This is a genomic window from Saccharothrix sp. BKS2, from assembly GCF_047689505.1.
In the GTDB taxonomy this organism is placed as follows: domain Bacteria; phylum Actinomycetota; class Actinomycetes; order Mycobacteriales; family Pseudonocardiaceae; genus Actinosynnema; species Actinosynnema lopnurensis.
The window spans coordinates 15,170-36,224 of the sequence record NZ_JAUQOL010000030.1; the positions used below are offsets into that span (position 1 = coordinate 15,170).

Genomic DNA, 21,055 nt, shown 5'->3' on the forward strand with positions numbered 1-21,055 from the left:
CGTAACCTGCCGGACTTGACGCCCTTCCGTGGGCGACATCGAGGAAGGAGCGGGCGTGCGCAAACGTCTTCTCGGGGCCCTGTGCGCGGTGCTGGCGGCCGTGGTCACCGCCCCGACCGCGCGAGCCGAGGCACCCGTCGACTACGTCGCCCTCGGCGACTCGTACTCCTCCGGCACCGGGGCCCCGCCCTACACCGGCGGCACGTGCTTCCGCAGCCCCCGCGGGTACGCCCAGCTGTGGGCCGACAGCCACGAGGTGTCCTCGTTCCGGTACGCGGCCTGCGGCGGCGCGACCACCCAGAGCATGACCAACCAGTTCGCCTCGCTCGACGCGGGCACCGACCTGGTCTCCCTCACCATCGGCGGCAACGACGTCGGCTTCGCGAACACGATGATCACCTGCGTGACCGCGAGCGACAGCGCGTGCCTCAACGCGGTCGACGAGGGCGTGGACGAGGCCAACACCGTCCTGCCCGCCAGGCTCGACACCACCTACGCGACCATCCGCAACCGCGCCCCGAACGCCACCGTGGTCGTCCTGGGCTACCCGCGCCTGGTCGAGCCCAACGGCAGCTGCCTCAACGCCACCAAGCGCGCCGCGCTCAACCGGGGCGCGGACGCCCTGCACGCGGTCATCTCGGCCCGCGCCGCGGCCGCCGGCGTCCGCTACGTCGACGCCCGAGCCCACTTCGCGGGCCACGGCGCGTGCGGTTCGTCGCCGTGGATCAACCAGTTCTCGCTGCTGCGGCTGGTGGAGTCCTTCCACCCCAACACGACCGGGTACCGGTCGGGCTACCTGGCGCTGCTCAACAGCGTCACCGGCTGACCGGTCGGGAGTGCCCCGCGTCCGCAGGCCGGGCGCGGGGCACTCCGCGGCCTGGAGCCGAACGACCGCATGACGCAGGCGGGTCGGGACGCCGCCACTCCTCCGGCGGCGATCGCGGGCGCTGTTCGTACTGCTCGGTGCGGCGCGTCGAGGACCTCTCGGGCCGGTGTCAGGGCTTCTCGAAGTGCTGGTAGTCGATCGGCGTGTCCCAGAAGCCGCCCCAGGTCCAGCCGCGTGTGGTGAATGCCCGCTCGGTGGCGTCGCCCGCGTGGATCATGCCGGGCACGTTCTGGGTGCGGTCGACGTAGGGCGCGCCGTTGGGCGGGTAGACCGTGCCGCTGCGGGAGATGTAGGGGTTCTGCACGGTGTTGATGTCGATGGCCCGTCCGTAGGAGTGGTTGGACCAGGCGGTGCCGCCGGTGATCGCCCGGCAGTTGAACGCCGAGGTGTTGTTGGCCGCCATCGACGCGTCGTCGTCGGAGTCGTACTTCTCGATCGTCTCCATCCGCTGGATGGGGAACCGGGCGAAGTACAGGTCGGCGAAGACGCGGGCGACCTCGACCGCGAGATCGGCGTTGACCACCAGTTCGCCGCGGTGCACCGCACCGTCGAAGCCCACGAAGTTCAGGCTGATCAGCCGTAGCCGATCAGGCCCGACGGGGCAGCCTTCGCGCCAGCTGGAAGCGAGCCGCTCCGCGGTGACCGGCTTGATGACGGCGACGTAGGGCGGGAGGCCACTGCCGGCCGGTGCGGCGAGTTCCACGGTCCGGGCAGCGGTGGCGGACGCCGGCGTGGTACCGACCAGGAACACGGACACGGTGAACGCGATGAGCGCGAAAACTCGGGTTCTCGACTTCACAGAACTTCCTCTCGATCTTCGCTGCGACGGAGTGGAATTCGTTGTCGGACTCGCGCACCGGCCGGACTGCGTGCAAACCCGGAGAACGGTGCGCTGACGAGACGATCAAACCACGGGGACGCGCACGAGCAGAACGCCCCGGCCGCCGCACATCGGGCCGACAGGTCCCGGTGGGGCAGGCCGTGTCCTGGTCGGGAGCTGCCGGGAACGCATACAGGTTCTACACCCGGGACGGGGAGCGACCCCGCACCCGCTCTTCCAACGCTCGAGCCGCCGCCGCCTCGAGTTCACCGACCTGCCAGCACGCCGCGCTGAATCGGGTGGCGCCGACAACTCGCCCGGTTGACCGTCCTGACCACGTCGATCATCGCACTCAGCGGCATGTGGGTGCGTTCGCTACTCGGTGACGAGAGCACCGAGTGCGGGCCACGGCGGACCCTTGCGGAGCAGGGACAGGATGTTCCGGCCGTGCCGACGCCCATCCGGGAATTCGTCGCGGACGTCCCAACGCCAGGCGGCGACCAGCGCGAGCACGAGCCGCCGACATTCCGCGAGCAGGACGTGGTCGAGGGCCGGATAACGCGCGCCGACCTCCTCCGGCACGTGGGCCACGTCGAATTCGACAGGTCCGCGGCAGCACGTCTCGAAGTCGATGAACAGCAGGCCGTCACGGGTGCTGAGGAGGTTGCCGGGATGCGGTTCGCCGTGCAGCAGCTGCTCGGCGGCACCGCGGCCGCGGATCCGTTCACGAGCACTCCGCAGCGTGCCGAGGAGGAGATGCCGGTCGGTCTCGGTGAGCGCGGGGGTGTCATCCCGGTGCGCGACCAGCCGTTCGGCCTCCGCGACCCGGTCCAGGAAGTGCGGGGTTGCGATCTCGACGCCCCGCATGCCGGCGTGCAGGCGTTGGAGCGCGTCCGCGTACGCGCCCGGGAAGTCCGGGCCGGGCGTCACGACGTCGTAGTAGGTCCACAGGGTCACGGCGAAGCCGTCGCGTTCGTGGACCCGCGGCTCAACCCGGGGCTCCAGCGCTGCGACGGGGCTCGCGGTTGCGGCGAGTCGACCGGCGAGCTCGACCTCGAACGCGGCCACCTCCCGCCCCACCAGTGCCACTCGGGCGAAGACGCCGCACGGCAGCAGACGCAGGGCGAGCATGTTCGAATCTTGGATCACGACCGCGTCGTCCACCCGCAGGTGCAGCTCTCCGGCCAGTGCTGTCGCCGCGGCCACCGCACGCGACACCATCTCCGCCTCCACAGCGTGATCCTCGCACCACGCCACCGGCGTGGCGAAGCCGGGGGGCGAAGGACGACCTCACCGGAAGTGGCCGGATTCCCATCCTCCACCGGGTTCCGGCCGGGTACGGTTCCGCTATGCACACGGTGGCCGTTCTCGCGTTGGACAAGGTGGTCCCGTTCGACCTGTCCACCCCGATCGAGGTGTTCACCCGCACCCGCCTGCCCGACGGCAGGACCGCCTACCGGGTGAAGGTCTGCGGGCCCGAGCCCGTCGTGGACGCGGGCGCGTTCACCCTGCGCCCGCCGTGGGGGCTGGAGGCGCTGGCCGAGGCGGACACGATCGTCGTGCCCGGCCGTTCCGACCTCGGGCCCGTGCCCGAGGAGGTCCTGGACGCCCTGCGGCGGGCCGCCGCGCGGGGCACCCGGATCGCCTCGATCTGCACCGGCGCGTTCACCCTGGCCGCCACCGGGCTGCTCGACGGGCTGCGCGCCACCACGCACTGGGTCGCCGCCGCCGAGCTGGCCGCCCGCCACCCCCTGGTCCTGGTCGACCCGGACGTGCTCTACGTCGACAACGGCCCGCTGCTCACCTCGGCCGGGGCCGCGGCGGGACTGGACCTGTGCCTGCACCTGATCCGCCGCGACCACGGCTCCGCGGTGGCCGCCGACGCCGCCCGGCTGTCGGTCATGCCCCTGGAGCGCGAGGGCGGGCAGGCGCAGTTCATCGCGCACGACCTCCCGCCCGCGCCGCGCGGCTCGGAACTGGAGCCTCTGCTGCGGTGGCTGGAGGACAACTGCGCGGACGAGCTCACCCTCGACGACATCGCCGCTCGGGCGGGCACGAGCATCCGCACGCTCAACCGCCGCTTCCGGGAGCAGACCGGCACCACCCCGCTCCAGTGGCTGCTGCGCACGCGGGTCCGCCGGGCCCAGCACCTGCTGGAGACCACGGACCACCCGGTCGACCGCATCGCCACCCAGGTCGGGTTCGGCTCCCCCACCGCCTTCCGCGACCGGTTCAAGCGCGTGGCGGGCACCAGTCCCCAGTCCTACCGGACCGCGTTCCGCGCCCCGCGGCGGGAGTTGGCCGGAACCCGTTGAGGGTTGGCGTTCCAGCCACTGTTCCGCGCTGCCCGGCGGCGTCAGGATCGACGTCGTGATCACCACTCCGCCCTTGCTGGCAGAACCCTTCGCCCGGGACACGCTGGACTTCCTGCGCTCCTCGGTCTCCCCGGCCGTGGCCAACCACAGCATCCGCGCCTACGCCTACGCGGAGTTCCTGGTCGACCAGTGGGACGCGCGCGGGCACGAGGAGTACGACCCGCGGGCCGTGTTCTTCGCCGCGACCCTGCACGACCTGGGCCTGAGCGCCCCCGGCGCCCGGCGGCCGGACCGGTTCGAGGTGGCGGGCGCCGACCTGGCCGTGGACCACCTGCGCGGCCACGGGGTCGACGCCGGCACGGCGGACCGGGTGTGGGAGGCCATCGCCCTGCACACCTCCACCGGGATCGCGCAGCGCCGCGGCCTGCTGTGCCAACTGGTCGCCGCCGGCACGGCCCTGGACTTCGGCGCGGGCTCCGAGCGCGTCACCGACGAGATGGCCGCCGACCTCCACGCCCGCTACCCGCGCCTGAACACCTCTTCGGCGCTCTTCAGCGAGATCGTCGGGCAGGCCAGGACGACGCCCGCCAAGGCCCCGGTCGGCTCGCTGGCCCGGTACCTGGTGAAGACCGACGAGCTGGGCGCGTCGGCGGACATCCCGGCGCGGTGGGGCGACTGACCACCGCCGGCCGGGTGCGCCGCGCGGGGCCGGCCGTCGCCGTTGGCGGCCGGCCCCGCGCTCGCCGTCCTCAGTAGACCGTGGCCTGCCGGGACGTCGCCCTGATGCCGTTGGAGCCGTTGAAGATGCGGTTGCCCCAGTTGGTGAGGCCAGCGCGGTTGAAGCCGGAGACCATGTCCAGGTACTCGACCCCGCCGCCGTTGCCGCTCCACGACCAGCCCAGGTAGCCGATGCGCTGGGACTGGGCCGTGGCCATGATGGCGTTCTCGTCCGGGTTGCCGTCGGAGTGGTTGTCGCCGAACTCGCCCACCACGATCGGCAGCCGGTTGTTGACGAAGGTGTTCAGGTAGGACGTGACCTCGGCGGCCGTGTCGTACACGCCGTACATGTGGATCGAGAACACGGTGTTGCGCTGGGGGTCGGCGTTGAACACCGAGGACGCGTTGTCGCGCATGGTGTTCGACCAGTCCTGGCCCCAGTTGGGCGCGTCGACCACCAGGGTGTGGGTGAAGCCGTTGGACCGCAGCCGGGAGATGGCGTTGCGGGTGTCGTTGGCCCAGTTGCCGTAGTTGTTGTTGCCGTACGGCTCGTTGCCGATGTTGACGATGACGTAGCGCTCCTGGCCCACCAGGGCGCTCTTCACGCCCAGCCAGTAGTCGACCGCCTTGTTGAGGTCGACCGCGCCGCTCTGCTCGCCGTAACCGGTGGTGTCGTGCGCCTCCAGCACGCAGACCAGCTTGCTCGACCGGCACTGCGAGACGATCGTGGACACCGCCGAGGTGCTGGTCCAGGTCCAGCGGGCGCCGGTGCTCAGCACGACGCGGACGGTGTTCGCGCCGAGCGCCTTGATGTCCTTGAGCGCCTGGGCGGTGCGGTCGGGGTACCAGGCGTGCGCGTGGTTGACCCCGCGCATCACGAACTCGCTGCCGTTCGCGTCGTAGAGCCGGCCGTTGCTGACGTAGAAGCCGTTCGCGGCCGACGCCGCGGGTGCGCTCAGCAGCGGTGCGAGCGCCGCGAGCAGGGTCGCCACCGCGACCAGGGCCCATCGTTTGACCACGTCTACCTCACCATGTCGTCGTTGACATCGTTGACATCCGATCCGCCGGGCGGGCGGCGGGACTCGGCCTGTTCTCGGATACAACCAGTTAACCGGTTAAGCGTCAACAGATGAGGGCGGCGTATTGGTTGGTCGTGTCAGGGCTTAAGCGGTAAATATCCACCTGGACCGCTTGGGTGCCTGAGTGGTCCGGACGGACAGGTGGTTCGGGGTGGACTGGGCGGCAGGGCGGGCGGAGCGGCCAGGTGTTCGGGGCGAGCCGGGCGGCCAGGTGTCCGGGCGGTCCGGGATGGGCGGGCAGGCCGGCGGCGGGACAGGCCGGGCGGCCGGGCGGCAGGGTGGCGGGGACGGCCGGCTCGTCCAGGCGGCAGGCGCGCCCGGCCGGCGCGCTAGGCGGCCGGGGCGGGGCGCCAAGGGAAGGCGGCCCCGGTCAGCTCCTCGGAGATCTCCCACAGCCGGCACCACCTCGGCCTCGGTGAGGTCGGGCGCCCGGTGGGTCCGTGCACCCGAACCGCCCTCACCGGCGAGGCGGAGCCGATCACCGGTGCCCGACACCGCCGCCGGGGATCTTCGCGCTGTCGTGCGCGGAACGCCCGCCGCGCGGTGTGGACCACCACCGCGCGGCGAGCCCCTCGCGCTACGGCAGCGTCGGACCGAGGTACGGGATCTCGGTGCCGGTCGACGCCACCGCCGCCGGCGCCTCGCCGCACAGCGCCGCCGGGACCACGGTGAGCAGCACGTGCTGGTGCGCCGCGACCGGGGCGGTGATGTCCTGGTTCATGCCGGCCGACACCTGGCCGCTGAGGTCGGTCGTGTGCAGGCTCCACGTGTTGTAGCCCGGCAGGTCGCCGCCGTGGCCCCACAGGTCCGGGCCGCCGCAGGGGCTGGGCAGGTGCATCAGGCCCAGGCCGTAGCCGATCGGGCCCAGCGCACCCTCGCGGAACTCCTTCATCCGCGCCAGCTGCTCGGCCGGCAGCAGGCGCCCGCCGAGCAGCGCGCGGAAGAAGCGGTTCAGGTCGTCCGGGGAGCTGATCACGTTCCCGGACGCCCACAGCCGCGACCACACGTACGTCGTCACGTCGGTGAGCGGGGCCTGCTCGCCGTAGAGCCGCTCGTAGCCGCGCGCCGCCGGGCGCGGCAGGAACGGCTGGTGGCTCGGGAAGGACGTGTCCCGCAGGTGCAGGGGGCGGAAGACGCGCCGCTCCAGCTCGCCGGCGAGCGAGCGGCCCGTGACCCGCTCGACCAGCAGGCCGAGCACGGTGTAGCCGGTGTTGGAGTAGGAGAAACCGGTGCCGGGCGGGAACAGCAGCGGCACGCCGTCGGTCGCCCGCCGCACCAGCTCGGCCGGCTCGAAGCCCTCCCAGCGCTTGGTGTCGACCTCTTCGAGGGTCTGCCAGTGCGCGATGTCGCGCGGCACGCCGGAGGTGTGCCCGAGCAGCTGGCGGACGGTGATCGGCTCGGCGTAGGGCAGCAGGCCCGGCAGGTGGTCGGCGATCGGGTCGTCGAGCCCGAGCCGGCCCTCGCCGACGAGTTGCAGCACCACCACGGCGACGAACGTCTTGGTCACGCTCGCGACGCGCACCCGGCCGCGCGGGTCGGGCGCCCGCCCGGTCCGCAGGTCCCCGACACCGGCCGAACCGCGCCAGGTGGCGCCCCCGTCGACGACGGCCGCGTAGGAACCGGGCACACCGGCCGCGACCACCTGCTCCAGCGCGTCCCGCACCGGCGAGCCGGGGCTCGCCTGAACCCCGGGCGCCGGACCGGCGACGAGCGCCGCCACCGCCCCGACCACCACGACCGCACGCTTGATCCCCATGGGGACAGCCTGCCTGACGGGCCTCGGGTAGGCCACTCGCGCCCCCTGCGACGTCCACGACCCCGGTGGCCCCGCGGCGAACCTGGTCGACGTGGTGGAGGTCGCGGCGCACGTGCCGCCGTGCGCGCGACGTCTGCGAAACGCAAGATTTTCGTTACCGCCCAAGCGATCCGCGCCCGATCGGCTTACAGCCGGACCGCGCACCCGCGTGCGAAGGTGGGCGCTGAAACCCCGGTTCCCCGATGAGGAGTGGACGCATGAGGTCAAGCACGCTGTTACGCCTGGGCGGGGTGGTCGGCGCCGCGCTGTTCTGCGCCGCGGTGACCACGGCTCCCGCGCAGGCCGCCCTCGGTCCCGCCCAACCTGTCGACATCCAGCTCCGCGGCTACTCGTCGACCGGTGCGGAGACGCAGGTGGGGCGCCTGACCGGCACGATCCGGTTCGACGACGGCAATTCGCTCTACCGGCTGGACGTGACGATGAACCGGCAGTCGAGCTACGTGGACACCAAGCTCCAGATCGACGTGAACGGGACGGCGCACCAGGCCATCTACCAGTCCGGCTCCCTGTACCAGGACTTCCCGTACCCGGGCACGGTGCAGAACGTGCGGCTGACCTACGAGGGCGTGTACTTCGACGGCGCGACCAACACCGCGAAGATCGTCAAGCGCAGCGCCTTCTACGACAACCCGTTCAACTGACGTCGTCCGGTCGGCGCCGGCGGCAGCACGGGCGGTGAGCACCAGGAGGGCCTCGACCGCGCGGCGGTGGGGTTCCGCCTGCCGGGCGGAACAGCCGTGCCGGCCGGTGGGGTCCCGCTCGACGCGGGACCCCACCGGCAGCGGTGCGTGCCGGCCGCGTTGGCGGTGGACGTCGGTCGCGTGGTGCCGGTCGACCGGCTGGTGGACCGGGTGTGGGGCGAGGACCCGCCGTCCCGGGCGCGGGACGCGCTGATGAGCTACCTGTCCCGCCTGCGCCGGGTGGCGGCGGGCCTGGACGGGGTTGGCCGTGAGCCGGCTACCCGGCGGGTACTCGCTGGAGGTTGAGCGCTCGGCGGTCGACCTCCACCAATTCCGCGACCTGTGCGCCGAGGCCCGTGGTGGTCTCGACGACCGGCGGGCGGCGCTGCTGGAGCAGGCGCTGGGGCTGTGGCAGGGGGAAGCGCTGACCGGGATCGGCGGCGGGTGGGCCTCGGCCGAGCGCGAGCGGCCGCACCGGGAGCGCCTGGACGCCGAGTGCGGCCTCACCGACGCCCTGGTCCACTACCGCCGCCTCCGCGACCGGTTGGTGGACGAACTGAGCACCGAGCCCGGCGGCACCAGCGAAGTCCCGAGCCCGGAGGTCCCGACCCCCGCTGCTTGCCGCACCGAATACCTAGCTCTACTATGCCTCGCAGTTCTAGGGTATGGAGAGCGCGTGAAACTCACCAAGGACCTCGTGGCCGCCTCGGCGACCCCGATGGTGCTGGGCATCCTGGCCGAGGCCGACAGCTACGGCTACGCCATCCTCAAGCGGATCAACGAGCTGTCCGGCGGCGAGCTGGACTGGACCGAGGGCCTGCTCTACCCGCTGCTGCACCGGCTGGAGCGCCTGGGGCACGTGGAGTCCGGCTGGCGGGCGGTCGCCGGCGAGCGGCGGCGCAGGTACTACCGCATCACCGACAGCGGCCTGGCCGAGCTGGCCGAGCAGCGCCGCCAGTGGACCGCGGTCGTGGCCGCGCTCAAGGAGGTCTGGCGGGAACCCGGGCCGTTCACCGCGAACTTCCCGCTGGGGGGTCACGCGTGACGGGCGACCAGGACGAGCTGGAGGGTCAGTTCGCCCAGTGGCGCCACTACGTGCAGCGCCGCCGCGCGCTGCGGTCGACCGACGTCGAGGAGCTGGAGGACCACCTCCGGGGCTCCGTGGACGAGCTGGTCGCCGCCGGGCTCCGCGCCGACGAGGCGTTCCTGGTCGCGGTCAAGCGCATGGGCAGCCTCGACGAGCTGTCCCGCGAGTTCGCCCGGGAGCACTCGGAACGGCTGTGGAAGCAGCTGGTGCTCACCGGCGGGGACGACGACCCGGCCTCGGGCGGGCGGGCGCGGCGGGACCTGCGCGCGATGGTCCTCTGCGCGGCGGGCGCGGCGGTGTCGGTCAAGGCGCCGGAGCTGTTCGGCCTGGACCTCGACCGGGACGAGGCGTTCTACGCGCTCAACGCCGGGCTGCTGACGCTGCCCTGGCTGGCCGGGTTCCTGGCCTGGCGCCGCCGGGCCGGCAGGGCGCTGGTCGGTCTGCTGGTGGCGTGGTTCGCGCTCGGCGCGGTGGCGGCCAACGCCTACCCGCTCGCGGACGACTCCCAGTCGCTGGTCGTGACCTGCGTCCACCTGCCCCTCGCGCTGTGGTTCGCGGTCGGCCTGGCGTACGTGGCCGACGACCCGCGCTCACCGCGGCGGCGCATGGACTTCATCCGCTTCACCGGCGAGTGGTTCGTCTACTCCGTGCTCATCGCGCTGGGCGGCGGGGTGCTCACGGCCTTCACGTTCGGCACGTTCGAGGCCATCGGTATCTCCCCCGAGGGCTTCGTCAGCCGGTGGCTCCTCCCCTGCGGCGCGGCGGCCGCGGTGGTGGTGGCCGGGTGGCTCGTCGAGGTCAAGCAGGGCGTGGTGGAGAACATCGCCCCGGTGCTGACCCGGCTGTTCACCCCGCTGTTCACCGCGGCGCTGCTGGCCTTCCTCGTCGCCCTCGTGGTGACCGGCGACGGCATCGACGTCGAGCGGGAGGTGCTGATCCTGTTCGACCTGCTGCTGGTCGTGGTGCTGGGCCTGCTGCTCTACTCGACCTCGGCCCGCGACCCGCTGGCCCCGCCCGGCCCGTTCGACCGGCTGCAACTCGCGCTCGTGGCGGCCGCGCTGGCGATCGACGTGGTGGTGCTGGTGGAGATCACCGGGCGCATCACCGAGTACGGCACCACGCCCAACAAGGCGGCGGCGCTCGGGGAGAACGCCGTCCTGCTGGTCAACCTCGCCTGGTCGGCCTGGCTGGTGCTGGGCCTGGTCCGGCGGCGCGTGCCGTTCGCGGCGCTGGAGCGCTGGCAGACGAACTACCTGCCGGTGTACGCGGTGTGGGCGTGGGTCGTGGTGCTGGTCTTCCCGCCGGTGTTCGGCTACCTCTGACCGGCTGCCCCTGACCCGGGGAGCGCGGGGCGGGTGGCCGGCAGGCCGCCCGCCTCAGCACAGCGGCCGCATCCAGCGGGGATCGGGGTCCACCCAGCCCCGCTTCCCGCCGGAGCCGGAGACGTACCAGTACCTGTTGCCCGCCGAGCCGTTGCGGCGCAGCACCTCCAGGCGCTCGTCCCGGACGAACTGGTCGATCACCTGGCCCTCGGCGTCCCGCCGGAAGAGGGTCTTCGCGGTGACCTCGTACCGGTCGCAGGCCGGGTCGACGGGGGGCAGCGCGTCCTCGGGGTCGTCCCGGTAGAGGGTGAACAGCACGCCCGCCAGGCAGAGCAGGCCGGTGACGCCGCCGAGCGCGACCTTCCGCCGCTCGCGCGCCCACCACGACCTCCGGGGCGGAGGCTCCGGTGCATTCCCCTCCGGCACCTCCCGGGGTGATGGCGGTGTTTCCTCCGCGCCCGAACCGTTCGCGCCGTTGGTGCCGTGGTGAGTGTTCGACCCGTTCGGGGAATCGCCGCCACGCCTCCTGCGTTCGTCATCGGCCCTTCGGCGGAGCGCGCGGATCCGGTCCCACTCCTTCGCCGGAACCCCGCCGTTCCGCAAAATCACGTCGAGGTTCTCAACATTCGGCAATCCGTCACCGGCCATCCACCGCGAAAAGCTCTGCGGTTTCACGCCGAGCGCGTCGGCCTGCTGCCCCCGGGTCGGTTTGCCGGTCCGCCGTGCGAGTTCGCGGAGCAGGACGTGGAACGCCTCGCCCTCGGACCGCGAAACCCGCCCGGCGTGCCGCGGCGGTTCGGGCGCCTCTCCCACGCTGTCTCACCCCATCCCAGCCGATGTATGGGAACCCGCAGGTCAGGCCCGTCTCGCCGTACCACGTCCCGTGGAGCCTTCCTCAGGGTCGGTGCACGGACCACTGTCTCAACAGCCGCACGGTCGTGCGGCTCACGACCGGGTGCGTTCCCGTAGCGATGGCGGGCGTTCCCGAAGCGATGGGAGAGAAATTTTATGCGGAAGCTGATTTCACGAGCCGCGCTCGTCTCCGGCGCGGTGCTGGGTGTTCTCGCCCTCGGGGGCGGGGTCGCCGCAGCGGCGCCGGCGGCCGGGGCGACCACGGATGTGGCGGCTTTCGCGACGTGCACCTACGCCGTGCGCTACGACGGTCTCGCGGTCCGGGAGAACCCCAGCCCCGATTCCGTGGCCAGGAAGACCAAGGCTTACGGCTCGATCGTGGTCGGCCCGTGCGTGAGCAGCCAGCACTCCAGCGGCGAGTGGTACACCGCCGTGTTCTGCGACTGCGCCACCGACGGGGAAGGCTGGATGCGGACCTCCTACCTGGACCGCATCTCCTAGACCGCGCCTCCTGGTCCGGGGGCTCCGGTACCGGGGACTCCTGGTCCGGGGCTCTCCGGCGAGGCGTCCGACGCGCGGTCGGACGCCTCGCCGCCGTTCCGGGGGCACATCAAGGGTGGGACCAGGGATTCGTTCCTGGTCCTTCTTCCGTTTCAGGGCCTGGTCGGCCGCTTGTCGGGCGGCCTCGGCGGTCTGTCCCGCGAGTGTGACCTTGCAGGTCGCCGTGTTGGTGTCGCGGTTATAGTGGATCTCCAATCTGAGGGATTCGAACATCCGGCGGGCCAGTTCCCCGGGCAGTTCGTCGACCCGGAACTTGGCCACCGGCAGCGCGTCGAGCAGGTCGGGGTTGGGCACCTGGCGGACGCGGTCCTCGGCTTCGGCCAGTTCGGCTTCCAGGCGTTGCTTCTGGGCGCGCAGTTCGACGCGGCGCTGGTTGATGTCGCGGATGAGGTCCGGGTCGGGGTTGTCGATCAGTTCGAGGTTGCGCAGGGTCCGCCGGATGCGGGCGTCGGTATCGGTGATGGCGTGGCGCAGGGCCTTAGTGCGCTCCTCTCGGTCCTGCTGGGCCGATTTGTCGACACTGCGGGCATCGGCGTCGAGCAGGGCGCGGCGGTAGGGGCCGAAGACGTGGTCGTTGAGGAAGGAGTTGAGGCGGTCGAGCAGGGCGTCTTCGCGGACGAAGAACGTGCCGGAGCCGTGGTCGCCGGGCGGGACGTAGTCCTTCTTGGGGGCACAGACGTAGTAGGCGTTGCCGTGGCGGGTCTTGCCGTACATGCGTCGGCCGCAGAGCCGGCAGAACAGGTACGTGCGCAGCAGGTAGGACCGCTTGGTCTGCGGGTGGCGCGAAGGCCCGTGGGCGCTGCGGGAACCGAACCGGTGAGAGGCGATCTGCTGGATCCGGAGGAAGGTGTCCAGGTCGATGAGTGCCTCGTGGACCGGTTCGGGTGACCAGACCCATTCGATTACGGGGTTGAGCCGGGCGTTGGCGCTCTTGCGGGCGCGCCGGTTCCAGACCATGTAGCCGGTGTACTTGGGGTTGGTCAGGACGTGGCGCACGCTGGAGGCGCTCCAGCAGCCGGCCGCCCGGTCCGGGTCGACCGGCACCGGTGGCGGGTTGGCGGTCAGGTCGAGGTTCAGGCGGTCGGCGATGACCTGGTAGCCCGCCCGCTCCTCCAACCTCCACCGGAAGATCCGCTTCACCACCGGAGCCCGCATCGGGTCGGGCTCCAGGAACGTCTTCTTCTGCCCCTTGGCCCGCTTGGCAGGCACCGGGTGCGGCACGCGTTTGGCCTGGTAGCCGTAGCAGGGCTTGCCGATGTTGAAGCCGCTCTCGGTGTGCACGGCGAACCCGTCCCACGCCTTCTCCAGCATCTCCACGACGTAGTACTCGGAGATGCCCTGCTTCACCCGTCGGGTGAGGAGTTGGGTGGCGACCTTGGCCTTGCGACCGCTGCCCGCGGTGAGCTGGAACGGCTCGTCCGCAGCCAGCAGCCGGACGCCGGCGCGCTCCAGGCGGTGTTCGATCTCGGTGCCGATGTAGGTGCGCCGGGCGATGCGGTCGATGGACTCGCAGATCACGTAGTCGAAGCGGCGATCGGGTCGCTCGGCCTCGGCCAGCAGGTCCTGGATGCCGCCGTCGCGCGGGATGGGAATGGCGAACTGCTCGTGCGCCCCGCTCTTGCCGCGAGCGGCGAGCTCCTTGCGCCCGGACTCGATGTCGTAGAAGTGGGCGACGATGAGCGCGTCCTCGGGCAGCACGAGCTGCGAGGCCCGCAACTGCCGGGGCAGCGACAATGTCGGGTCCTGCTGGTCGTAGGTCGACGTGCGCCCGACCCAGGCCACCCGAAGCAGGGAGGGCACCGGCTCAGCGGTACCCGGCTCCTCATGCCGGTAAGGGCTGCGCAGGCGCCCTACGCGGCCCGCTCCCGCCCACGCTCGGACCTGTTCCGGACCAGCCACTCGGTGACCTCCCGCAGCACCCGCGCCTGCCGCCGGACGAGCTCCTCCCCTTCTCGGCCGTCCACGAAGCGGATCTCCACAACCATCTCCACCTCACCCGACCGCCCTGGAACGGGTCCTTCGCCGCAGCCGGCCGAGGGCGTCATCGGCGGCCACTTCCCTTGCAGCACTTGACATCTGGGCCATGGCAATCGGATTCGCATGGACACATCCACGCTCCGTACGGCCCGCCGGTCAAGCCAGGGGCACGCGAGCCTTCGCCTGCCCGCGTGCCGCCCGTGGCACGTTCGCCGGGTGTCCGTGCCCGGCGGTGACCGGCACAGGCCGCAGCGACGCCGTCAGCGGCCGGCACCACATCGGGCAGGACCGGTAGGTGAGCCATCGAAGTCCTCCAGGGCACCGAGGAGGCACGTTGCACTCCTGCACCCCTGAACTCCGAAAATCAGCCCCTCGGGGGACACACGGACCCCGACTTTTTGCACCGCCGCCCGATCCGATGTTCCTCATGGGCATGTACGCCTGTGAGTCTGGGATACCAGCGGATCCCCCTACAGCCCTACTGAGCTGCTCTTACCTCCGCCGCAGGGGGTGGCGTTCTAACAGGATCCCCAACCTGATCCCCAATGTGATCCCCCGTGTGAACCCCCAACGGAAGTGACCGTACGGAGACCTGATCAAGCTTCTGCCGGTGGCGCCGTGTCCCAGACGTGGACTCTCGTCTTCACCTTGAGCGGCTTGTCGACCGGCCCTTTGACGTGGGCGGGCACGATCCGCTCCTCGTGCTCGCAGCCGCCCTCGGCGTGAAGCCTGGAGTTGAGGCAGGTGTTGCGCCGGTAGGGGCGGACGGGCCAGCGGCTGCTCCACCGTGGCGCCTCGGGCCCGCCCGGTGCGGCGTCCCGCTGTCGGGCATGGACGCGGACCAACCGGACAGTACCTGCGTCCTCGACACCTGCACGCTGGTCGCGCTTGCGCCCGGGCCGGGAACGAGGAAGTCCTTCAAGTTCGGCGAGCCGGGCGCTGCTGCTCTGCGTCATCAACTGCCAGGCGGTGTGGACGACGTGCTCCCACCTCTTACCGAACACTGACCGCAGAGGTACCAAAGGCTGACCGAACGGCAACACCGACTCCGCCAGCGGGACGAGTTGCGGTGACCAGCAGGTCAGCCACACACCCTCGAAACCGGGGTGCAGCGGCACCTCACCACCGGGTGTGTTCAGCCGCCAGGTGATCAAACCGGACCCGTCGTCGAGATCGAGGTGCTGCGGAATCCAGCGGGACCAGGACACGGCCACGACCTGCTCACCGTCTTGATCGTTGATCGGCTCGGCGAACACCACCAGTCCGGCCTCGGCGGGCATCCGACGCGCCGCGACCGGTTCCCTCGACGGGCAGTCCGCAGCGGCCAGCGTCAGCGCGGTCATGTCCCGGTCGACCCAGTAGAGCTGCGCTTCACCCAAGCGGCGTGCCTCACGGCGGGCCATCAGCAGCGCACCCGTCACGGCACTGGCCCGCCGAATCTCCGGCGGCCCGGTCAGCCGGGGTACGACCGCGCTCTTATTGGCCGTGAGGCGGCGCACGACCTCGCAGCCGCACTCGACGGTCATGACCTGCTCGCGCATCCGCAACCGCAGGTCGGGCAACTCCGTAGGGCCGGTGATCACGAACCGTCCCCCTGCGGTCGGGCAACACGGACGACCTCGAAGAGGTCGTCGAACTGCTTGCCCAACGCGGCCAACGCCCCACCGACGAACGCAGGCCCTGGCTGGAGTTCACCTTTGAGCACGCGGGTCACGGTGGAGCGGTTGACGTCCATCTCCCGTGCCAGGGCGTAGTCGGAGTGCAGGCGAGCCGAGCGCGCCGCCTGGACGAACGCGCAGGCACGAAGCCTGATGGTGTAGGGCATCGCAGACCTACACCTGGTGTTGCAGGGTCGTCGAACGAGCACATCGGAACCCGGACCTCTGACGGGGGAACGGCGAGATGCCCTCAACAGCCCGCCACGCCGCATCGCACTCGGCACAGGTGGGCCAGCACCACTCCCGCTTCGTCGCCGGAGCAGCCGGGATGACGAGTTCCTCACCGCACAACGTGGTGGCCCGGTCGTGCGCCACCAGGTCGACATCAACAGCGTGGCGTCCACCGTCATGGGGTAGCCACCGGAACGGACGCAGCGCCATCAGCGAACCTCCCGGTCGTAGACATCCGCCCACCGGGCGAAGACCGCCCGCGACCGCTCGACGCTCAAGGCCAACTCCCCCAGCCGGCGCATCTTGGCCTCACAGGCGGCCACGACCTGCGGATCGTCGTGAAAGACGGTGGCCGTGTCGGTCTCGGCACAAGCCACCGGCCTGACCGGCACCGGAAAGGTCAGCAGCCCAGCCGACCCCCGCAGCTCAGCACCCACCACAGCCGAGAACGGCACAACACGCGGGCTCATCCGCTCCCAGCCGCACATCAGCGTCAGCCGCAGCATCTGATCGCGCATGACCTTCCGGCCACCCACCACCAGCCGAAGAGCGGCCTCGTGGAGGTAGAGAACCGTCTCCGGCCCACCCGGCCGACGCAGCACCTCCTGCCGCGCCAGCCGCGCCTCGACCACCACCTCATCACCACCCAGTGCGCGGGCGTAGTCCTCGGTCTGCGCCAAACCGGGGATGATCAGCGGCTCATACGCGGCTACCGTCAAGGCCATCTGCTCGTGCAAGGACAGCGCCAACAACGAGTCGGGGGAGCCGTCGTGCAGGCGCAAGAAGCTGCCGATGTCCGACTCCTGAGCGATGGCCATGACCCGCTCCCGCGTGGCCTTGTCCGCACCACAGCGCCCCAACAACGTGCCGATCTCCCACGCACTCGTCCCGCGGCTACTGGTCTCCAACTTGCTCAGCTTGCCCAACGACCAGCCCAACGCCTCGGACACGAACCCCGACGACATCCGCGCCCGATGACGCACCCGGCGCAGCTCCTCCCCCAGCTCCCGACTGCGGGCCGTGCTCGATCGGACCGAAGACTTCTCCTCAACAACGCTTTCAGCTACCCCTTGCGACACCACTAACCTCCCGGCACCATCCCAATACAGGCAATGTCGGTAGCGTCGAGCGAAACGTCCAACTCACCCCGGAAAAATCTTCCGGGGTAAATGGACGACCACCCGAGAGGCTGAAACGATGCGCGGGATGACGAACTCCCTGACCATCGGTGAACGCATCGCCTGGTACCGCCGCCGCAGAGGCGTACCGCAGGAGGTCCTGGCCGGACGGGTCGGTCGCACCACCGACTGGCTGAGCAAGGTGGAGAACAACCGAATCGACCTCGACCGCCTCTCGGTCATCCGAAACGTCGCAGACGCCCTGGACATCTCGGTCGGTGACCTGATCGGCGAGCCCACGCTGCTCGACTGGAGCTCGGAGGGCGGAATGAAGACCGTTTCCGCCCTCCGAGCCACACTCATGGACTACCGCCAACTCAGTCCACTGCTGGCCACGCCGAACCACGACGCCGAACCGATCAATCTGGAAGCCCTGCGCCGTGAGGTCGAAGCGGTCTTCGACGCCTACCAGGCATCCAGGTACGGGTTCGTCGCCGGCCGAGTCCCACTCCTGCTCGCCGACGCCGTCCAGGCAGTGCAGATCCACGGCGCCCAGGCTCAAGGGCTGTTGGCTCTCAGCTACCAGGCCGCGACGTCCCTGCTCACCAAGCTCGGAGAATCAGACCTCGCCTGGATCGCCGCGGAACGCGGTCTCGCCGCAGCCCAGCAGACAGGTGACCCCGTAATTCTCGGCTCGCTGTTCCGCTCAGTCGTGCACGCCCTGCTCTCCACCGGCCGCTACGCACCAGCCGTGCAGCTCACCGAAGCAGCAGTCGGTGTTCTCCACCCCAAGCTGCCTCACGGCAACCGCACCATGCTCTCGATCTACGGCAGCCTGTTCCTCACCGGCGCGATCGCAGCAGCACGCACCAACGACCGCCAACGCACCCACGACTTCCTACGAGAAGCACACGGCATGGCTCAACGTCTGGGCACCGACGCCAACCACATGTGGACCGCCTTTGGCCCGACCAATGTCAAGATCCACCAGGTGGCCACGGCGATGGAACTCGGAGACGTCCAAGTCGCCGTGGACCTCGGCCCCACAGTCGACACGTCCGGCCTCCCCATCGAGCGCCAAGTACGACACTCCTTGGAAGTAGCCCGCGCGCTGAGCGCCTGGAACAAGACCGACCAAGCGCTCGCAGTCGTGCTCGACGCCGAACAACGAGCCCGCGAACAGGTCCGACACCACTACCTCAGCCGCCAACTGGTGCTCACGTGGATGCGCCGCCAACGCACCAAGCCCAGCCACACCCTCGCAAGCCTGGCCCAACGCCTGAACCTGGAGTGACACACCCGCCCGACGATCTCCCTCCGTAGGCTCAGCGCATGGCAGCAGACGCCAACCGCTTCGCCACACCCCGCATGGCCGCCGGAGCGCTGTTCCTCGACGACCAGGACCGAGTCCTTCTGGTGCACAAGACCTACGGCAACGGCTGGGACATCCCCGGCGGCTACGTGGACATCGGCGAGTCCCCGGCAGCGGCCTGCCGCCGCGAACTGCGCGAAGAACTGGGCCTCGACCGCGAACCGCAACGCCTGCTCGTCGTGGACTGGGCACCCAACGACGGCGAAGGCGACAAGGTGCTCTGGCTGTTCGACTGCGGAACGCTCGGCGACGACGAACAGCGGATCGTCCTGGACGCCACCGAATTGGACCGCTGGCAATGGGCTCCGATGAGCAAAGTCGATGACTACGTCATCTCACGGCTCGCTCGCAGGCTGACTCACGCCCATACTGCCCGCGCCAACAGGAATACGGTTTACCTGGAGCACGGTCAACTGCCCGGCCGAGGACACCCCCCGTGACATCCCGGGAAGAGCCCTTGCGTGATCCAGGTATCGTCACCATCGAAACACGATCAATTATTGAGTCAAAAGTGATCGGCTGCCTACAGACTGACTGGGTGGCCGAGGTCGAGGGTGCGTACCGGTTGTCGCCTGCCGAGCGTGAGGTGCTGCGGTTGCGGGTGGTGGCGGCGTTGGAGTCCCGGCGGGTCGAGGGTTATCGACAGGCTGCGGAGGTGTTCGGGGTCTCCGAACGCTCGGTGGACACCTGGTGGCGTGCCTACCGACGAGACGGTCGCGACGGCCTGGCGACCCGCAAGGGACGCCCCGGTCCTGGCGAACTGATCCGGCTGGTCGTCGGCGTGGACATGACTGAGCAGGGCGTGGGGTTGTGGCTGTGAAGGCACGGGTTCACCCCGCAGCGCCCGGCCCGCCGCGCCTACGAACAGCAGCCCGCCGCGGTGCGCACGTGGCTGGACGAGGACTATCCGGCGATCGAGGCACGCGCGAAGACCGATGGTGCGGCAATCACCTGGGTCGACCAGTGCGGACTACGCTCGAACGTGGGCCACCCGGCCAATCCTGGGCGCCAAAGGGTCGCACGCCGATCGTGCGGGTGACCGGGAAGCGACTGCGGGTCAACGTCATGTCCGCGGTCGCCTCAAGCGGCGCCTTGTGGTTCACAGTGAGATGCTCACTGTCGTCTACGGCGCGTCTTGCCACTGAACGCAGGTAGGACGTGCCCCGTTTGACTTCAAGAATTCTTTTACAGCCTGCCGGATAACGTCGATCGGCACTTCCGAGTTGGAAGGAAACTCGCGCTCGTGACTCATGTAGAAGTACAACCGCGATTCGCCGTCTACTGACCCCTCGCCGGCGCTGACGACACCGCGCGGCCATTCCCGTCCTGAGTACCGAATCACGCCGTGATCAACCGCAATGCCGACGTCCAACCCTTGCGCATACGGATCGCCGGACAGGTGAACGTCCATCAGGATGGGCGCTGCCGACGGAGATTCGGCGCGAACACGGTCGACCAAGTCGTCCACTTCGTCCACTGTGGACACGGTGATGGGAGTGTCGCCATGCTCGTACAGGTAGTACACGTCTAGGGCACCCACTTCGAGGTCCCGCCTCCCTTGTATTCCTGCCTGAACCCGTCAGGACCATAGACCGTCATCGTGAAGCCGGGCGGGAGAACCACCGGAACCAGCGCGTCACACCCCATCGGACCGCGACAGGGGAAGTTGTTCAATACCAGCGTAGCCGACTGAATCCCGTTCTTCCGCATGTGTGCCGCAAGCTTGATCTCCACGTCCACCACCGTGACCGGGACACGGCGTGACTTGATCTCCTCCTCGAAAAATCGGAGAGCTTCCTCCGACTTCTCATCCTTACCGCTTACTTCCTCGTGAACCCTGCCGCTCGGGTCGATCCACCGCCCGTGTGTCTTCTGCCCAACGCCCGACACCACCGAGGGCGGCAGTTCCCGCCGCAGTTCTTCGATCCGCTCGGGCATCACGGGAACCGGGACGGTCGGAGGTGCCCCGGACGACGGCGACCGACCCCCCTGCGGACTGGTGACGCCCGCCGTGGGACCGGTCACGGTCGAGTCGCCCGCCAGCGTCGTCCGATAGGCCCGTATGGCGTCCTCAGCGGCTTTCAGCGCCACGAACGGGGACCGTGTGCCCTGTTGTGCTTCTCTGAACCACGCCAACCCCTGTAGCGCGCCAGGGTCGGTCGTACCGGACACGGCCGCCCCCAGCAGCGTGGTTGCGTCGTCGATCAAGCCCGCCACCACGTTCAGCAACTCCCGCGCGGCGTCGATCTTGTCCAACACCGCGCCAAGTTGCGCGGCCACGTCCTTGATCGACACCCCGTCATCATACGGCGACGATCAGCAACCACATCCGCCACCACGACCGCAACGCACAACACCCACCATCGCCGAAATCCGCAGTTCACGACGGCTACGGGTTCGTGTGGATGCTGTACGAGTCGCGCTGGAGGCGCTCCAGTTGCCAGATCCGGGTCGACCGGCACCGGTGACCGGCCGGTGGCCGGATTTAGGTTCAGCCGGTCGACGATGCCCCGGCGGCCCGCTCGGCCTGGCAGCCGTAGCAGGACCTACCGGCGCTATCGCAC

General features: G+C 70.1%; 23 protein-coding genes and 1 pseudogene. 11 read left to right on the top strand and 13 right to left on the bottom strand.

Annotated elements, in window-relative coordinates; translation table 11 throughout:
* Positions 1-55: 55 nt before the first annotated feature.
* Complete coding sequence (locus Q5530_RS37215; protein WP_415367634.1) at positions 56-826, top strand: SGNH/GDSL hydrolase family protein; 771 nt, start codon at positions 56-58, stop codon at positions 824-826.
* Positions 827-995: 169 nt separating this feature from the next.
* Here Q5530_RS37215 and Q5530_RS37220 read toward each other — a convergent pair whose 3' ends face one another.
* The gene (locus Q5530_RS37220) at positions 996-1,685 is read right to left on the bottom strand and encodes a M15 family metallopeptidase (protein ID WP_415367635.1); all 690 of its coding nucleotides are present in this window, start codon (positions 1,683-1,685) and stop codon (positions 996-998) included.
* Between the two features lie 396 nt (positions 1,686-2,081).
* Positions 2,082-2,939 carry a phosphotransferase family protein gene (locus tag Q5530_RS37225; protein ID WP_415367636.1) on the bottom strand — a complete coding sequence of 286 codons (858 nt, stop codon included), beginning with the start codon at positions 2,937-2,939 and terminating at the stop codon, positions 2,082-2,084.
* Between the two features lie 116 nt (positions 2,940-3,055).
* On the opposite strand from Q5530_RS37225, the gene Q5530_RS37230 reads away from it, so the two are divergent.
* Complete coding sequence (locus Q5530_RS37230; RefSeq protein ID WP_415367637.1) at positions 3,056-4,021, top strand: GlxA family transcriptional regulator; 966 nt, start codon at positions 3,056-3,058, stop codon at positions 4,019-4,021.
* A gap of 73 nt (positions 4,022-4,094) precedes the next feature.
* A complete protein-coding gene (locus tag Q5530_RS37235; RefSeq protein ID WP_415367638.1) occupies positions 4,095-4,700 on the top strand; it encodes an HD domain-containing protein in 606 nt (201 codons plus the stop codon).
* Positions 4,701-4,770: 70 nt separating this feature from the next.
* Here Q5530_RS37235 and Q5530_RS37240 read toward each other — a convergent pair whose 3' ends face one another.
* Both Q5530_RS37240 and Q5530_RS37245 read right to left on the bottom strand, forming a co-directional pair.
* Positions 4,771-5,757 (bottom strand): cellulase family glycosylhydrolase, encoded by a 987-nt coding sequence (locus Q5530_RS37240; RefSeq protein ID WP_415367639.1) that lies wholly within the window; start codon positions 5,755-5,757, stop codon positions 4,771-4,773.
* A gap of 637 nt (positions 5,758-6,394) precedes the next feature.
* Positions 6,395-7,573 carry a serine hydrolase domain-containing protein gene (locus Q5530_RS37245; protein WP_415367640.1) on the bottom strand — a complete coding sequence of 393 codons (1,179 nt, stop codon included), beginning with the start codon at positions 7,571-7,573 and terminating at the stop codon, positions 6,395-6,397.
* A gap of 257 nt (positions 7,574-7,830) precedes the next feature.
* Between Q5530_RS37245 and Q5530_RS37250 the strand changes: the two genes are divergently transcribed.
* The 4 genes from Q5530_RS37250 (at position 7,831) to Q5530_RS37265 (ending at position 10,722) form a co-directional block, all read left to right on the top strand.
* A complete protein-coding gene (locus tag Q5530_RS37250; RefSeq protein ID WP_415367641.1) occupies positions 7,831-8,274 on the top strand; it encodes a hypothetical protein in 444 nt (147 codons plus the stop codon).
* A 96-nt stretch (positions 8,275-8,370) separates the two neighbouring features.
* Positions 8,371-8,619: an AfsR/SARP family transcriptional regulator gene (locus Q5530_RS37255; RefSeq protein WP_415367642.1), complete on the top strand. Its 249-nt coding sequence runs from the start codon at positions 8,371-8,373 to the stop codon at positions 8,617-8,619.
* Positions 8,582-9,358, top strand: a complete 777-nt coding sequence (locus Q5530_RS37260) for a helix-turn-helix transcriptional regulator (protein ID WP_415367643.1) — start codon at positions 8,582-8,584, stop codon at positions 9,356-9,358. The genes Q5530_RS37255 and Q5530_RS37260 overlap by 38 nt, the downstream gene beginning before the upstream one ends.
* Positions 9,355-10,722 carry a permease prefix domain 1-containing protein gene (locus tag Q5530_RS37265; RefSeq protein WP_415367644.1) on the top strand — a complete coding sequence of 456 codons (1,368 nt, stop codon included), beginning with the start codon at positions 9,355-9,357 and terminating at the stop codon, positions 10,720-10,722. Before Q5530_RS37260 ends, Q5530_RS37265 begins: the two co-directional genes overlap by 4 nt.
* A 54-nt stretch (positions 10,723-10,776) precedes the next feature.
* Here the strand turns inward: Q5530_RS37265 and Q5530_RS37270 are convergent, their stop codons facing one another.
* The 7 genes from Q5530_RS37270 to Q5530_RS37300 all read right to left on the bottom strand — a co-directional run bounded on the left by Q5530_RS37270 (position 10,777) and on the right by Q5530_RS37300 (position 17,083).
* Complete coding sequence (locus Q5530_RS37270; protein ID WP_415367645.1) at positions 10,777-11,148, bottom strand: hypothetical protein; 372 nt, start codon at positions 11,146-11,148, stop codon at positions 10,777-10,779.
* 597 nt (positions 11,149-11,745) lie between these two features.
* Complete coding sequence (locus Q5530_RS37275) at positions 11,746-14,034, bottom strand: recombinase family protein (RefSeq protein WP_415367646.1); 2,289 nt, start codon at positions 14,032-14,034, stop codon at positions 11,746-11,748.
* A complete protein-coding gene (locus tag Q5530_RS37280; RefSeq protein WP_415367648.1) occupies positions 13,986-14,120 on the bottom strand; it encodes a hypothetical protein in 135 nt (44 codons plus the stop codon). The genes Q5530_RS37275 and Q5530_RS37280 overlap by 49 nt, the downstream gene beginning before the upstream one ends.
* A 588-nt stretch (positions 14,121-14,708) precedes the next feature.
* Positions 14,709-15,695 carry a hypothetical protein gene (locus tag Q5530_RS37285; RefSeq protein WP_415367649.1) on the bottom strand — a complete coding sequence of 329 codons (987 nt, stop codon included), beginning with the start codon at positions 15,693-15,695 and terminating at the stop codon, positions 14,709-14,711.
* Complete coding sequence (locus Q5530_RS37290; RefSeq protein ID WP_415367650.1) at positions 15,692-15,937, bottom strand: helix-turn-helix domain-containing protein; 246 nt, start codon at positions 15,935-15,937, stop codon at positions 15,692-15,694. Before Q5530_RS37290 ends, Q5530_RS37285 begins: the two co-directional genes overlap by 4 nt.
* A gap of 7 nt (positions 15,938-15,944) precedes the next feature.
* The gene (locus Q5530_RS37295) at positions 15,945-16,211 is read right to left on the bottom strand and encodes a zinc finger protein (RefSeq protein WP_415367651.1); all 267 of its coding nucleotides are present in this window, start codon (positions 16,209-16,211) and stop codon (positions 15,945-15,947) included.
* A complete protein-coding gene (locus Q5530_RS37300) occupies positions 16,211-17,083 on the bottom strand; it encodes a helix-turn-helix domain-containing protein (protein ID WP_415367652.1) in 873 nt (290 codons plus the stop codon). Before Q5530_RS37300 ends, Q5530_RS37295 begins: the two co-directional genes overlap by 1 nt.
* A 124-nt stretch (positions 17,084-17,207) precedes the next feature.
* On the opposite strand from Q5530_RS37300, the gene Q5530_RS37305 reads away from it, so the two are divergent.
* From Q5530_RS37305 to Q5530_RS37320, 4 genes and pseudogenes are all read left to right on the top strand, one after another.
* Positions 17,208-18,413: a helix-turn-helix domain-containing protein gene (locus Q5530_RS37305; RefSeq protein ID WP_415367653.1), complete on the top strand. Its 1,206-nt coding sequence runs from the start codon at positions 17,208-17,210 to the stop codon at positions 18,411-18,413.
* A gap of 38 nt (positions 18,414-18,451) precedes the next feature.
* On the top strand, positions 18,452-18,931 hold the full coding sequence (locus tag Q5530_RS37310; protein WP_415367654.1) for an NUDIX domain-containing protein: 480 nt from the start codon (positions 18,452-18,454) through the stop codon (positions 18,929-18,931).
* Positions 18,932-19,029: 98 nt separating this feature from the next.
* On the top strand, positions 19,030-19,311 hold the full coding sequence (locus Q5530_RS37315) for a helix-turn-helix domain-containing protein (RefSeq protein ID WP_415367655.1): 282 nt from the start codon (positions 19,030-19,032) through the stop codon (positions 19,309-19,311).
* A gap of 12 nt (positions 19,312-19,323) precedes the next feature.
* Positions 19,324-19,530, top strand: a pseudogene (locus tag Q5530_RS37320) (hypothetical protein); the annotation flags it as partial.
* An 84-nt stretch (positions 19,531-19,614) separates the two neighbouring features.
* On the opposite strand, the gene Q5530_RS37325 reads toward Q5530_RS37320, so the two are convergent.
* Both Q5530_RS37325 and Q5530_RS37330 read right to left on the bottom strand, forming a co-directional pair.
* Complete coding sequence (locus tag Q5530_RS37325) at positions 19,615-20,016, bottom strand: Imm1 family immunity protein (RefSeq protein ID WP_415367656.1); 402 nt, start codon at positions 20,014-20,016, stop codon at positions 19,615-19,617.
* A 2-nt stretch (positions 20,017-20,018) separates the two neighbouring features.
* A complete protein-coding gene (locus Q5530_RS37330; protein WP_415367657.1) occupies positions 20,019-20,786 on the bottom strand; it encodes a DddA-like double-stranded DNA deaminase toxin in 768 nt (255 codons plus the stop codon).
* Positions 20,787-21,055 lie beyond the last annotated feature (269 nt).

Coding starts and splice junctions, on each gene's coding strand:
- Q5530_RS37295 (WP_415367651.1), bottom strand. CDS start 16,211: ATGGCGCTGCGTCCGTTCCGGTGGCTACCCCATGACGGTGGACGCCAC.
- Q5530_RS37230 (WP_415367637.1), top strand. CDS start 3,056: ATGCACACGGTGGCCGTTCTCGCGTTGGACAAGGTGGTCCCGTTCGAC.
- Q5530_RS37250 (WP_415367641.1), top strand. CDS start 7,831: ATGAGGTCAAGCACGCTGTTACGCCTGGGCGGGGTGGTCGGCGCCGCG.
- Q5530_RS37280 (WP_415367648.1), bottom strand. CDS start 14,120: ATGGTTGTGGAGATCCGCTTCGTGGACGGCCGAGAAGGGGAGGAGCTC.
- Q5530_RS37245 (WP_415367640.1), bottom strand. CDS start 7,573: ATGGGGATCAAGCGTGCGGTCGTGGTGGTCGGGGCGGTGGCGGCGCTC.
- Q5530_RS37305 (WP_415367653.1), top strand. CDS start 17,208: ATGACGAACTCCCTGACCATCGGTGAACGCATCGCCTGGTACCGCCGC.
- Q5530_RS37290 (WP_415367650.1), bottom strand. CDS start 15,937: ATGCCCTACACCATCAGGCTTCGTGCCTGCGCGTTCGTCCAGGCGGCG.
- Q5530_RS37310 (WP_415367654.1), top strand. CDS start 18,452: ATGGCAGCAGACGCCAACCGCTTCGCCACACCCCGCATGGCCGCCGGA.